Annotated in this window: 15 protein-coding genes and 1 tRNA gene; 8 read left to right on the plus strand and 8 right to left on the minus strand. The window is 51.7% G+C overall.

Annotated features, from left to right (window positions below; translation table 11 throughout):
• Positions 1-13 precede the first annotated feature (13 nt).
• The 7 genes from ICT70_RS00980 to ICT70_RS01010 all read left to right on the plus strand — a co-directional run bounded on the left by ICT70_RS00980 (position 14) and on the right by ICT70_RS01010 (position 4,290).
• Positions 14-89: transfer RNA gene (locus tag ICT70_RS00980), tRNA-Gly, on the plus strand.
• 63 nt (positions 90-152) lie between these two features.
• Positions 153-647, plus strand: a complete 495-nt coding sequence (locus ICT70_RS00985; protein WP_191153512.1) for a PaaI family thioesterase — start codon at positions 153-155, stop codon at positions 645-647.
• A gap of 193 nt (positions 648-840) precedes the next feature.
• On the plus strand, positions 841-2,193 hold the full coding sequence (locus ICT70_RS00990; protein ID WP_191153513.1) for a TrpB-like pyridoxal phosphate-dependent enzyme: 1,353 nt from the start codon (positions 841-843) through the stop codon (positions 2,191-2,193).
• Positions 2,194-2,225: 32 nt separating this feature from the next.
• On the plus strand, positions 2,226-2,420 hold the full coding sequence (locus tag ICT70_RS00995) for a DNA gyrase inhibitor YacG (protein WP_191153514.1): 195 nt from the start codon (positions 2,226-2,228) through the stop codon (positions 2,418-2,420).
• A 15-nt stretch (positions 2,421-2,435) separates the two neighbouring features.
• Entirely contained in the window at positions 2,436-2,807 is a 372-nt protein-coding gene (queD, locus tag ICT70_RS01000; protein WP_191153515.1) for a 6-carboxytetrahydropterin synthase QueD, read from the plus strand.
• Positions 2,785-3,534 carry a 7-carboxy-7-deazaguanine synthase QueE gene (locus tag ICT70_RS01005; RefSeq protein WP_191153516.1) on the plus strand — a complete coding sequence of 250 codons (750 nt, stop codon included), beginning with the start codon at positions 2,785-2,787 and terminating at the stop codon, positions 3,532-3,534. Before queD ends, ICT70_RS01005 begins: the two co-directional genes overlap by 23 nt.
• 36 nt (positions 3,535-3,570) lie before the next feature.
• Positions 3,571-4,290 carry a creatininase family protein gene (locus ICT70_RS01010; protein WP_191153517.1) on the plus strand — a complete coding sequence of 240 codons (720 nt, stop codon included), beginning with the start codon at positions 3,571-3,573 and terminating at the stop codon, positions 4,288-4,290.
• Between the two features lie 96 nt (positions 4,291-4,386).
• Here ICT70_RS01010 and coaD read toward each other — a convergent pair whose 3' ends face one another.
• Both coaD and rsmD read right to left on the minus strand, forming a co-directional pair.
• Positions 4,387-4,875: a pantetheine-phosphate adenylyltransferase gene (gene coaD, locus ICT70_RS01015; protein WP_191153518.1), complete on the minus strand. Its 489-nt coding sequence runs from the start codon at positions 4,873-4,875 to the stop codon at positions 4,387-4,389.
• 9 nt (positions 4,876-4,884) lie between these two features.
• Positions 4,885-5,439, minus strand: coding sequence for a 16S rRNA (guanine(966)-N(2))-methyltransferase RsmD (gene rsmD, locus ICT70_RS01020; RefSeq protein WP_191153519.1), 555 nt, complete (start codon positions 5,437-5,439; stop codon positions 4,885-4,887).
• Positions 5,440-5,784: 345 nt separating this feature from the next.
• On the opposite strand from rsmD, the gene ICT70_RS01025 reads away from it, so the two are divergent.
• Positions 5,785-6,918: a deoxyguanosinetriphosphate triphosphohydrolase gene (locus ICT70_RS01025; RefSeq protein WP_191153520.1), complete on the plus strand. Its 1,134-nt coding sequence runs from the start codon at positions 5,785-5,787 to the stop codon at positions 6,916-6,918.
• Between the two features lie 21 nt (positions 6,919-6,939).
• Here the strand turns inward: ICT70_RS01025 and ICT70_RS01030 are convergent, their stop codons facing one another.
• The 6 genes from ICT70_RS01030 to ICT70_RS01055 all read right to left on the minus strand — a co-directional run bounded on the left by ICT70_RS01030 (position 6,940) and on the right by ICT70_RS01055 (position 13,425).
• A complete protein-coding gene (locus tag ICT70_RS01030; protein WP_191153521.1) occupies positions 6,940-8,982 on the minus strand; it encodes a M1 family metallopeptidase in 2,043 nt (680 codons plus the stop codon).
• Between the two features lie 85 nt (positions 8,983-9,067).
• Complete coding sequence (locus ICT70_RS01035; protein ID WP_191153522.1) at positions 9,068-9,715, minus strand: hypothetical protein; 648 nt, start codon at positions 9,713-9,715, stop codon at positions 9,068-9,070.
• Positions 9,716-9,809: 94 nt separating this feature from the next.
• Entirely contained in the window at positions 9,810-10,898 is a 1,089-nt protein-coding gene (locus ICT70_RS01040; RefSeq protein ID WP_191153523.1) for a KamA family radical SAM protein, read from the minus strand.
• Between the two features lie 5 nt (positions 10,899-10,903).
• Positions 10,904-11,380 (minus strand): GNAT family N-acetyltransferase, encoded by a 477-nt coding sequence (locus ICT70_RS01045; protein ID WP_191153524.1) that lies wholly within the window; start codon positions 11,378-11,380, stop codon positions 10,904-10,906.
• Positions 11,373-12,380, minus strand: a complete 1,008-nt coding sequence (locus tag ICT70_RS01050; RefSeq protein ID WP_191153525.1) for a D-alanine--D-alanine ligase family protein — start codon at positions 12,378-12,380, stop codon at positions 11,373-11,375. The genes ICT70_RS01045 and ICT70_RS01050 overlap by 8 nt, the downstream gene beginning before the upstream one ends.
• A complete protein-coding gene (locus ICT70_RS01055; protein ID WP_191153526.1) occupies positions 12,358-13,425 on the minus strand; it encodes a D-alanine--D-alanine ligase family protein in 1,068 nt (355 codons plus the stop codon). Before ICT70_RS01055 ends, ICT70_RS01050 begins: the two co-directional genes overlap by 23 nt.
• Between the last annotated feature and the right edge of the window lie 5 nt (positions 13,426-13,430).

The raw sequence follows: 13,430 nt of genomic DNA on the forward strand, positions 1-13,430 counted from the left end.
TGCGCACCACCACGCGGGAATAACTCAGTTGGTAGAGTATCAGCTTCCCAAGCTGAGAGTCGCGGGTTCGAATCCCGTTTCCCGCTCCAATAAAATCAAGGGCTTTAGCTGGCAGCAGCTTTGGCCCTTTTTTTTCATCGAAAGGGTTACTTATGGCCACAACAATAACCAACGCGGAGGCTATGGCTGTCGATTTGCGCGGAGAATCTGACTGGACTGCCTTTGATGCACCGGCGCTGGTGGGTAGTTCATTACGATTTGTTTCCGGTGATCCTCAAGGGGATCGTTTCCGCGTCCGCTATTATCGTGATGCCGCTCAGCAACTAAAAGCGCGGGTGTGGTTTGGTCCGGAAACTGAGGGACCACCCGGTCATGCTCACGGTGGTTCCATTGCGGCAGTGCTTGATGAAGTGCTGGGTTTGTCCGGTTGGGCTGCCGGTCACGCGGTAGTTGTTGCCAACCTCAATGTCAGTTTTCGTAACCTGCTGCCGCTGCAAACTGTGGTAACGGTGGAGAGTGAAGTTGTTTCCATTAATGGGCGCAAAGTGCTGGTAAAGGGGAGGGTATGCAGCGGTTCAGCTATCTACGCTGAGGCGGAATGCCTGTGTATTGCTATCGGTCAACCAAAAACCTCAGTTGCGGGGTAAAAATTGACTGATTGATGAATCTTTAGGCCTGTAATCAGGTGTTTTTTTCAACCTTTGAAGGTGCTGTGCAACCTTGTTTTTACTGGCGTTACGTGCTATCCAATGAAGCAGTTAAGTCCTTGAATCATTATTTCTATCGATAATTTTTCCTGCGTTGAACAGTGATAAAGCTGACATAGTGCAAGGAGACCCCATGCAGACCAAGATCATCCTTCCTGAAGCCAGGATTCCACGCCAATGGTACAATATTATTCCCGACATGCCAGGTCCTCTGGCACCGGTAATCCATCCCGGCACCATGCAGCCGGTCTCTCCTGATGATTTGCTCCCCCTGTTTCCCATGCCCTTGATTGAGCAGGAAGTGTCTACCCAGCGCTGGATCGATATCCCACAGGAAGTCCTCGAGATTTACCAGCTGTGGCGTCCGGCGCCCATGTACCGTGCCCATCGGTTGGAAAAGGCTCTCGCTACCCCGGCAAAAATCTATTACAAATATGAAGGTGTTTCACCGGCCGGTTCCCATAAACCCAACAGCGCCATCCCACAGGCTTACTATAATAAAATTTTCGGTACCAAGCGCATCGCTACCGAAACCGGTGCCGGCCAATGGGGATCATCTATTTCCCTGGCCTGTCAGATGTTCGGGTTGGAGTGTACCGTTTACATGGTGAAGGTGTCTTACAACCAGAAGCCCTACCGCAAGAGCATGATGCAGCTCTGGGGTGCCGAGGTTATCCCATCCCCATCGAACCGTACCAATGCCGGTCGTTCAATTCTCGCCCAGCATCCCGACAGTAACGGCTCCCTCGGTATCGCTATCAGTGAGGCGGTGGAAGATGCAGCCACCCGCGACGATACCCGCTATGCTTTAGGTAGCGTGCTCAATCACGTTTGTCTGCATCAGACGATTATTGGTCTTGAGGCCAAGGCGCAGATGGAGATGATCGGCGATTACCCGGATGTGGTGATTGGCTGTCATGGTGGCGGTTCCAACTTTGCCGGTATTGCCTTTCCCTTTATTGCCGACAAAGCCCATGGCAAACAGGTACGGGTCGTTGCTCTGGAACCGGCCAGCTGTCCGACCCTGACCCGTGGTGTCTATGCCTTTGACTACGGTGATACGGCGAAAATGGCTCCGGTGTCAAAGATGTACACCCTTGGCCATGACTTTATGCCGCCGGGAATTCATGCCGGTGGCTTGCGTTATCATGGTGCTTCACCGCTGGTGTCCCAGTTGGTTCATGCCGGTATTGTTGAAGCCAGATCAGTGCAACAGCTGGCGTGCTTTGAAGCGGCGGTGCAGTTTGCCCGCTGTGAGGGGATTATCCCGGCCCCTGAATCAAGCCATGCGATTCGCGGGGCTATCGATGAAGCATTGCAGGCCAAAGAAGAAGGGAAAGAAAAGACCATTCTCTTTAATCTCTCCGGTCATGGTCATGTTGACATGACCGCCTACGACGATTATCTCGCCGGCAAGCTCAATGATTATGAATATCCGGCAGAAGAAATCAAGGAGTCATTGTCACATCTACCTAAAGTTGACTAGAATAGAGGATGATGACTAAAAAGGTTGTTTTAATGGAGAAGATCATCAAATTAAGCTGTCCTTATTGCCGAACCGAAACCCAGTGGCAGAACAACCCCTCGCGCCCTTTTTGCTCGGAACGCTGTCGCATGATTGATCTTGGGCGCTGGGACAATGAGGAATACGCGGTGGCCGGTGAAAAAGTACGGGAACCGGCGGACGATCCGGACGAAACGTCATTCCCATAAACCCAGGAGAATTCCATGTTTCACCTTTCTATCATAACCAGCTTTGCCGCCGCCCATAATCTGTTGCATTATCAGGGTGATTGCGAAAACCTGCATGGGCACAACTGGAAGGTTGAAGTGACAGTCAGTGCTGAAGGTTTGGATAAATCAGGGCTGGGTATCGACTTCAAAATTCTGAAAAAACATACGCGCGAGGTCATGAACTACCTGGATCACAAATATCTCAATGATCTCGATGCCTTCACAGATATTAGCCCATCTTCTGAACAGATCGCCCGGTTTATTTTTGAGCAAATTGAAAAGTCACTGCAGGAATATGAGGTGATCGTGCAGAAGGTAACAGTATGGGAATCGGATAACGCATATGCTGCATATACCCGCAGCTGATCTGATAGAAGTTTTTTCTTCGCTGCAAGGGGAGGGTGAACTGCTCGGGCGGCGCCAGGTTTTTATCCGTTTTGCCGGCTGCAATCTCGACTGCGACTACTGTGATACCAGTTTTTTAAGTAAAAGTATGTGCCTGGTGGAAGAGGATTCCGGATCCGGCGCCCTGGTCGAATATGAGAACCCGGTTCCCCTCGAGCGGATGATCACTCTGCTCAAACAGTGGCTTAAAACAACCCCCGGGGCCCATCACTCCATCAGCATCACCGGCGGTGAACCCTTGCTGCACGCTGAATTGCTTGAACTCTGGCTGCCCCATCTGCGACGACTCCTGCCGGTTTCACTGGAAACCAATGGTACCTTGCCGGCGGCCCTGCGGTTACTGATTCAACACCTCGATTATGTTGCCATGGATATCAAATTACCGTCGGTGACCGGTCAGGTGACCGATTGGCAGGCTCATGCCGATTTTCTTGCTGTTGCCGTTCAAACGCGCTGTTCAGTAAAAATTATTGTCGGTGACCGGACAACCGACAATGAACTGATGCGCGCGACACAACTGGTTCATGACCTCTGCGCTGCGACCCCGATTATTCTGCAACCGGTCACCCGCGATAACAAGGTCGCTGTTTCGGTACGGCGCTTACTGGCACTGCAGGCGCTGGTTTCAGCAACCCATTCAGAAACCTTTGTCGTTCCACAAACTCATATATTTATGGGGGTTAGATAGACCTACCTCGAATTAAGATGATATTTTGGAGTATCCATGATAATGGAAGAAATGACCATGGTGGACTTTGCTGCGGGCTTGCAGCTCACCCGAACGGTTATTATCCCCCTTGGTTCGACTGAGCAGCACGGCAATCATCTCCCTCTCGCCACCGATACCCTCCAGGCCATCGATATCGCCCGAGTCGTTGCTCAAAGACGTCCGCTGTTTGTTGCCCCGCCGGTGCATTATGGTGTGTGCCGCTCTACCGCGCAGCATCCCGGTACCATCGGCATTTCTACTGCCGCCTTAAAGCTGCTGATTACCGATCTGGTCTCTTCCCTCTATGCCCAGGGGCTGCGATATGTTGTTCTGCTCAGTGGCCACGCCGGAACTACCCATATGGCGACCCTGGTCGATGCCGGAGAAGAACTGCTCGGGCATTTTGATGATATCCAGATTGCGGTGATCAAAGAATATGACCTGGCTCTCGCGGCAGGACACAGTCTACTCGAAACTCCAGGGGATTCCCATGCCGGGGAGATCGAAACCTCGCGCCTGCTGCATTCACATCCTGATCTGGTAAGGGGCACATCGCCGGCAGAATATCCATCGTTTCCAATGGGGATTCTGGTGCGCGACAAGCAAAAATACTGGCCGGGCGGGGTTTGGGGCGATCCGTCAAAAGCTCGTGCTGCCAAAGGTGAGCTACTGCAACAGCGAATGGCGGATAAGCTTTGTGAGGTGATTGCTGAGCTGGAAAGAATGGAGACTTGAGACTTGGGGACACAGAGAAAATCCGATGTTGAACAATTTCTCTGTGCCTCTTGTGACTCTGTGGTAAAGACAGAGGTAATAAAACATCTCCTTTGGTCAGCGATGGCCGAACTTATCTATCAGTTTTTCGGCCACCAGTGGCGGCACAAATTTACTGATATCCCCCTTAAGGCGGCCAACCTCCTTGACAATGGATGAGCTTAAATATGCGCACTCGGGGGAGGTCATCATAAAGAGGGTTTCAACTTGCTCACACACGGTACGATTCATCTGCGCCAACTGGAACTCAAATTCGAAGTCGGTAACTGCTCGCAACCCGCGCAGAATGACCCGGGCCTTTTTGCTGACCACATAATCCACCAGCAACCCACTGAAGGTTTCAACCTGGATGCGCGGATTGTCAGCAACCAGTTGATTAATCATATCGATACGCTCAGTGATTGAAAATAGACCCTTTTTTTCATTGTTGCAGGCCACAGCAACAACAACCGTATCGAATATCTCCAGGCCGCGACTGATAATATCAAGATGACCATTGGTTAACGGGTCGAATGAGCCGGGATAGATGGCAATATGTCGATTCATGATGTTTCCTTAAGGTAAACCAAATAAGTGGATTGCGGTTGAGCCATAGTAGCGACGGTCAAGCAGGGTCAAGGTGCCTTGAGGCGGTGGCAGTTCACTGCGTTGTGTCTCGACGCAGATTATTCCACCTTCGGCTAAAAGATTCAATGATGCGACCTTTGTCATGACCAGATCCGTTAAGCCGGCATGGTAGGGTGGATCAAGAAGGATCAGGTCAAATGGTGCATACCGGCATACTTGATCAAGACAAGCTGGAAGCTCACCGATGATCAATCTCACTTGATCCTCATACCCGCAAGCCGCAGTGTTGTCCTTGATCAGCTTGATCGCATAGGGACTATGATCGATCATCACGGCCTTTGCTGCCCCGCGGCTTAAAGCTTCGAGGGACTGGGCGCCGGTCCCGGCAAAGAGTTCCAGCACCGTCAGCCCATTGAGTCCACCAAAGCGACTGGTCAGCATGCTGAACAGGGCTTCACGTACACGGTCCGGGGTGGGACGAATCTGCCTGCCGTCAAAGGCAGCCAGTTTTTTCCCGCGGGCTGAGCCGGCGATAATGCGCATGGCTGATCAAGGCTCCTGTTCATTGTCAAAAATCTTTATCAGATCGGTTTTTTAACAGTCGCAGAGGACTCAGTGCAAGGTTAAATTTGTTGAAACTGTTCAGCACTGGGTCGGAAATCCTATGTCAAGGGACGCGATTGTTTCCCGTTGGGTCATCCATGACCGCTTTTTGTCGCCGTCCATGGCGACAAAAAACCTTGCCACAGGATCCAAAGGCCCAGTGCAAGGATAGAGCTGAAAAGATACAATTTTTTTAATCTTCATACGGCACTCAGTGTGACTTTGATTGTCTTACTTGTTATTTATTCTGCAAATAATCCATTTATTTGCCAGGGGAGGAACGTTATGCATGAAGAGTATTTAGCTGAATATGCTACCAGAAGTGAAACCAGCCGCGGGCGTAAACATGTTGAGGCCTTCAAGGATGACCGCTTACCGTTCGAACGGGACCGGGACCGGATCATCCACTGCGCTGCTTTCCGTCGGCTGGAGTATAAAACCCAGGTATTTGTTAATCACGAAGGGGACTATTACCGCACGCGACTGACCCACTCTCTGGAAGTGGCCCAGATCGCCCGTGGTATTGCCCGCAAATTGAGACTTAATGAAGATCTGGTCGAAGCTCTGGCCCTTTCCCATGACCTGGGTCATACCCCGTTTGGTCATACCGGCGAGCATGTGCTCGACCGCCTGATGAAAGATCATGGCGGGTTTGAACATAATCAGCAATCGCTGCGCATTGTTGAGGTGTTGGAGCAACGCTACCCTGATTTTGACGGCTTGAATTTAAGCTACGAAACCCGCGAAGGGATTATCAAACACACTACGTCCTACGATCAAACGGGCGTCTCTGCTGTCACTCATTATTGTCCGGCCGAACAGCCGACCCTCGAAGCTCAGATCATTGATCTCGCTGATGAAATTGCCTACAACAATCACGATATTGATGATGGACTCAAGGCCGGATACATTCACCTGGACGACCTGGCCGGAGTAGAACTCTGGCAACGTACCTGGGCTGATATCAGGCGTCGATTTCCCGGGATCAGCGAAAAGCGCCAGATCCTCCAGACGGTCAGCCGTTTAATCGGCGAACTGATTCAGGATCTGGTCATCACAACCTCAGCTCAGCTGCAGAACCACAGGATTACCAACCTGGACAATGTTCGTAGTCAGCCAGGCAGGCTGGTGACTTTCAGTAGTGCTATGAAAGAACGCAACAAGGAGCTTAAAGCCTTCTTATTCAGAAAACTGTATCGGCATCACAAAGTCGAGCGGATGCGGGTCAAGGCCGAACGCTTTTTAACCTTGCTGTTTGAAAATTATATGGATAATCCCTTGCTGTTGCCGGAAAAGTACCAGCGTCGCTACGAGCAGCACGGTCGCGAGCGGGTCATTTGCGACTATATCGCCAGCATGACTGACCGCTATGCCCAGGACGAATACAAGCGTTTGTATGAGCCATTTGAGCGCGCCTGAACAGATTGGGTTACAAGGGTACTAGTTGTCTTGAGTCAAGGTTTTCTGCAGGGGGGATGTTGTTGGCAGATTAAGTTCTTTGAGCTGATTATTGCCATCACTGAAAAAAAGCTGTCCATAACGCCCATAGTGGGGGATTCTGCGGGCCACGGAAGCAACATATTCTGATCCATCACTGACAAACCAGGCAGCATGCCGCTCGGGTTGGTAGGGGTTGCGGGTGACGATAACCCCCGCGCTTTCTGTCGTCAAGGCGGTCCCGGCGGACTGAAGGCCTAGCAGTTTAGTGAGGCTCTCGCCCGTGTTGACGGTCGGCATCAACCAATCGTTAACGCCAAAAATCAACAAATCGTGGCGGGACAGTTGTTCCGTGGTTACCTGATCAGCAGCAACTACCGGGATGTCGGCCTGGCGTAGTCCAGCAAGTAGAGTCCGGCGCGCTGCCGGTACGGGTGACAAGCGATCAGCGATAACGGCCATCAGCTTCGTGCTGCCACGGATGGAGGCAACGGTTGACGGAATCTCCGCAGGATCCATCAGGCGAAACAGGTCGATATTCGGATCAATGGTGATATGTTCCGGTCGCCATGGAGTGGTGATGGAGAAATTGTGTTGCTCGCTGGTGATACGGATGGTCTGGCGGTGTTGTTCCTGATGGTTTTCCAGACGGATAGTGATCAGCAGTTGGTAGGGTTCGGCATTTTGCTGTAATACGCCGCGGGTGAGCCAGCCATTGTCGGTTTGTTCCAGCGTTACCTGGGCAAGCTGCAGGTGCAGATCGTCGGTTCTACTGATCCATTGGTCAAAGAAGGGGCGTAGATCACGCCCGGTTGCAATGCTGAAATACTTTGCAAAATGACCCCATCCAATGCGGGAAAACATGTGCTTTTCCGACATCTTGGCCAACACCTGCCAAAAGATTTCATCCCCCACCTCATGGCGCAACATGTGAAAAATCATCATCGCCTTACCATAGCCAATAGCTTGCCCCGGCCGATCGCTGCGATACAGGAAGTTTTTCACGGCAAAGCGATTGGTCGGATTGGTGAGGTTGGCGTAGGTCATCAAGTGGTTAAGGCGATAGCTGCGTGCCTGTTCACTGTTGTTATATTCTTCATAGAGGTGATCCGCGATATAGGTGACCAGCCCTTCAGACCAGTTGCCCTGCTTGAAATCTACCCAGACACCGTTTCCCCACCAGGAGTGGGCAATTTCATGACCAAGGCTGGTGGTAACAACAAAAGGCAGGCGGATAACGGTACTGCCCAGCAAGGTCCAGCCCGGCAGGCCGTAGCCGGTGGGGAAAAAGTTTTCGACAATGGCAAAATGAGCAAAGGGATAGGGGCCAAACAAACGTTCATAGAGATCGAGATAACGACGTGATTCCTTGAGATAGGTTGGTGCCAACTCGGCTGATTCTTCATAGAAATAGGCAAAGATCGGAACGGAGCCGCTGATATCTTCAACCACCTGATAAGGCCCTGCTGAAAGAGTCAGTCCACGCAACGGAGTGTCAATTTTCCAGGCCGAGGTACTGAAGGAACCATCATGATGACGATAAAGCCGTTCACCGGAGGTCACCGCTTCGGTGTTGCCGGGGGCGCTGATGCGCAGATGGTAACTGATATCAGACTCATTGAGTTGTGGATACCAGGCCGTTGAGGCCGAGAGGTAGCTGCCGGCTGGGCTGATTGTCGCTGAAATGCCAAAGCTCGGATCTTCAGTATGAACTGCAGTGGCAGGGACGGGATCATTGAAGGTGGCGGAATAATCAATTTTAACCGGATCCTCGCTGACAAGAAACAGGGTTAAACGGCCATTATTGAACTGATAGTTGATAACCCGTTGACCTTGTCGAACCTGATGAACGCTTGCCTCAGGGGAAAGACGCAGCTGCAGTTGCTGCCCGTCAAACTCTTTGATGCGGATCGTTGCCGTTCCATCCAGCTGGTGCTGAGCTGGATGGAGATGCAGGTCAAGATGATACTCGACAGCCGCCCAGGACGGATGTGAAAGAGTGAACAGGATCGTTGTCAGCACAAACAGCAGAAATCGTTTCATCATCACCCTTACCAGACGAATTCCTTTTCAGTGTAACCTCTGTCGCAAGACAGATTCAAGATGCCGGCAGAAGCTCTCTGTTCACTGTTCACCGCTCACCGTTCATTTGCTGTTGATGCCAGTCGCGCATGGCAAATAGTTCACCATAGGTCAGGCGGGGGCGAAGATTGCGTGATGCCTGTTCACGGTAATGCCGTAAGTCCGGATAGCGTTGGCAGAAAAAGTTGACCTCCTCAACCACCGGGTCATCATCCGGGATTGACGTTAACTGCTCGATAGCAAACATGATCTTTTTCAGCTCACGCCCTAAAATAGTACCGGAGGTGACGATGGTAGCGGCAAGCAGACCGGCAATCATGCTTGCGCCCCAGGGCTGATTCATCGAGATGGCGAGCAGCAGGGTTGAGGCTGCCGCTGTGGTGATAATGGTGACAGCAATGGCAATCAGATCGCTGAACAACAATGATTCACGGGTCGAGGTGGCAAGAATAATGGCAATGACCAGGCTCAAGGCAATCAGCACCAGGATGGCAGGACCGCTGAGGAAATGACCAAAATATAGTAACAACAGCAGCAAAATATGGATTCCGTCGGAAAGACAGGAACGGAACATCAATTTCCGGCGATGTTGCTTCAGCTCGGACATGACACTGTCAAGTTCCTTGCCGGTAGGTGGATCAAGGGTCAAATCAAAGGGATACATGGGAGGAAACCAGTAATGAGTTAGTGGCTGCATTGTTCTACCTGCGTCCATCATTCCTGTTTTGCGGCGGGAAAGCAACCCCTTCTGCCTGCTGAGGGCAAAAGGGGTTGCTCGATTGTTCGCTTGCTTAGTAGCTACGGTTAACCTCTTGTTCAAGGGGCTCATCCAGTTCACGTTCTGCAGCGTTGGCGTAGTGAAATTCTTTTCCCTGGTAATTTTTCAATACAACATCAGCGCCAAGTGACTGCAGATAATCTGGTAGCAGTGGAATTTTACCTCCACCGCCCGGCGCATCAATAACGTAAGCCGGTACCGCCATGCCACTGGTGTGACCGCGCAAAGCCTTGATAATCTCCAGTCCTTCTTCCACCGTGGTACGAAAGTGATCGGTACCCTGTACCATATCAGCCTGATAGATATAGTAGGGACGTACGCGGATCTGCAATAATTTATGCATCAGTTGTTTCATCACCTGAGGGTCGTCATTCACTCCACGTAGCAGTACACACTGATTGCCTAAAGGGATCCCGACGTTAGCCAGGCGTTCACAAGCCTTGGCTGATTGGCTGGTGATCTCGGCCGGATGATTAAAGTGGGTATTCAAATACAAGGGGTGATGCTTGCGCAGCACCCGGATCAGCCCGGAAGTAATCCGCATCGGCAACACCACCGGTACCCTGGTACCGATCCGGATAATCTGGACATGAGGGATAGCACGCACGCGCGTCAGAATGTCATCAAGCTTCTCATCACTGAGCAACAACGGATCGCCACCGGAAACAATGACATCGCGAATTTCGGGGTGGGCAGCAATGTACTCAATCCCGGCACTGATGGTGCTGGCGGTTATCTGCATATCGGCCCCACCAACCTTACGTTTGCGGGTACAGAACCGGCAGTACATGGCACATTCTGAACAGACCAGAAACAGCACCCGGTCGGGATAGCGGTGGACCAGATGGGGCACCGGGCTTTGATTGTCCTCGTCCAGCGGGTCTTCAACGCAGACACTGTCATGACATTCGCGCTCATCCGGAACCGCCTGATTCCAGATCGGATCACCGACATATTTGATCAGGTCGCGGTAATAGGGGGTCACACGCATCGGATATTTTGCAGCAACAGCTTCAAGTGGTGCCGGATCAATACCGTAAGCGCGGGTCAGTTTTTGTGGGTCGGTAATGCTTGCCTGCAACTGTTTTTGCCAGATTTCCATCGTGTTCACCTAGAATCAAAGAAACGTTTAACATAGGTAATGCGGTCATCACCCGGGCGATAAAAGTCACGAATGCGCGCTTCTTCCTGGTAGCCACCCTGCACGTAAAAATGGCGGGTACGCTGATAAAATTCCTGGGACGAGGTTTCCAGACACAGCATCCGGGCTCCCCGCGCCCGTAGGCGTCTTTCAGTCTCTTCCATCAATTGACGCCCGAATCCTTTGCCGTGCAGTTCCGGATCAGTAGCAATCCAGTAGAGATCATAATTCCCTTGGGTCAGGGGGACTGCTCCGAACAACACATAACCCGCGACCCGGCTCTGAGCTTCGGCAATAATGACTTCGTAATCCTGCTGATCCGGGTCAGTCAAAACATTGTCCAGCAGTTCCAGCGCGCAGGCGACCTCGGCACTGGTAAAAGCATTGCAGCCGATCAGGATTTTTTCGAGTTCAGGCCGATCGCCGGGCTGTAAGTTACGCATGACTATCTCCTTTGCGTGCCAGGGCCATATTAAGAATGCGCTGAATCAGAGCCGGGTACTCATGTCCGGCGACGCCAGCTGAACCTGCAAAACCGGCATCGGGACAAATATCGGGATTGGCATTGATTTCCAGGATATAGGGGGTATCGCCCTGCAGGCGGATGTCTACCCGGGCATAATCGCGACAACCAAACAGCCGACAAGCGTCGATGGCAATCTGTTCAATTTTTTTACGGAGTTTTTCGTCAATTACTGCCGGACACTGAGGTGTCGTACCCTGGTAGTCTGCCGATGTTGTCTCCCATTTGCCGGCATAACTGACAATCGGAGCCTTAAGGTGTTTGGCAAAGACAATCTCGGAAAGAGGCAGGGCAGCTGTGGGAGGGTTACCGAGCACTGCAACATTGAATTCACGCCCAAAAATGAAACGTTCAACCAAGGCATCCTGGCAATAGCGATCATGGATATAGCGAACCCGCTTTTTCAGGGCCGTTTCGTTGTGGACAATACTGTCGGGGCCGATGCTTAGGGAGGCATCTTCACTACAGGGTTTAACGATCAGGGGATAACCGATGGTCAACCTGGGAACCGCGTCATTGCGCTTAACACAATAATATTCCGGGGTCGGCAGGCCATGACGTACCAGAATATCCTTAGTCAATCGTTTATTCTGGGTCAGAGCCAGACACAGGGACGGTGAGCCGGTATAGGGGATATCCAATAACTCGTAAAGAGCGGCAACGTGCATCTCTTTCGCACTGTCACCGCGAAATCCTTCACACAGGTTGAAAATAACCGCCGGACGGAGCAGCTGAAGTTTGCCAATAAAGGAAACGACTTCTGATCCCAGCGGGACCATAGCGGCAACATGACCTAAATGTCGCAGAGCCTCTGCAACCGCCTGGGCTTCTACTTCGGCCCCCGCTTCGGAGATCAGGTCCTGACGCTCGCCACGGATCGGCGCTGGTGCAACAAGGTTATAACAGATTGCGACTTTCATCCCTGAACTCCTGAACAAGATTGTAGCGTTGTGATGCGATATCAACCACCTGCAGGATCATCTCGGTATAGGATAATCCTGCCGCTCGAGCTGCTTTGGGGAAGCAGCTGTTCTGTTCGGGCCGAGGAAGAATTCCCGGCAACGGGTTCAGTTCAATAACCTGTGGGCGCCCTAACACATCCAGACGTAGATCAACGCGACACCAGTCACGGCAAGCAAGAGCGCGAAATGCCTTGCGACACAGCTGTTCAATCTGTTGCTGGAGGAAGGGGTCGAGCTTCGCCGGGCAATTAAAAATCTGCAGAGGAGACGCTTCTGTATCCCACACCCACTTGGCTTCATAGGAATAAATCGGGTTACAACCTGCCGGTAAGCTGGAAAAATTGATCTCAACAATCGGCAGAACCTCGATATCGGCGCCATTACCAAGCAAGGCGACAGTGAATTCGCGACCAGGGAGGAATTCTTCGATGATGGCTTTTTGCGCATAGGTCGCGGTAATCCACTCCAGCTGATGGACAAGTTCCTTGCGATTGTAGACCAGGGCATTGTTGGTAACCCCCTTGCTGGAACCTTCCAGACAGGGTTTGACCATTAAAGGGTAACGCAGGTTGCGCGGGATTTCGAGAGGGTTTGCGACAATCCAGAAACGCGGAGAGGGGACCCGATGCTGTTTCAAGATTTCTTTGGTCCGTTGTTTGTCCAGACACAACCCAAGGGTTATAGGATCGCTGCCGGTGTAAGGGATCTGCAGCATCTCCAGCAGCGCAGGAATCTGTGCTTCACGACTCGCGCCATGCAGGCCTTCGGCGATATTGAAAACAAGGTCGGGTTTTAATTCACGTAGTTTGTTGAAAGCATCCAGATCAGCATTGATCAGGGTCACCTGATGGCGTGTCGACAAGGCGGCTTCGACCGCCGCAATGGTATTGATATCATCCCATTCGGCATAGATGTCGTCGGTATTTTCGCTGGGAGGTTGCGAGGGAGGCTCGTCGTCGTTGACGGACTCCTCGCGCAGATTAAAGACAAGCGCAACGTTCATGATAA

Origin of the sequence: Pelovirga terrestris, from assembly GCF_014773365.1 — a bacterium.
Taxonomy (GTDB): Bacteria; Desulfobacterota; Desulfuromonadia; order Desulfuromonadales; family Geopsychrobacteraceae; genus Pelovirga; species Pelovirga terrestris.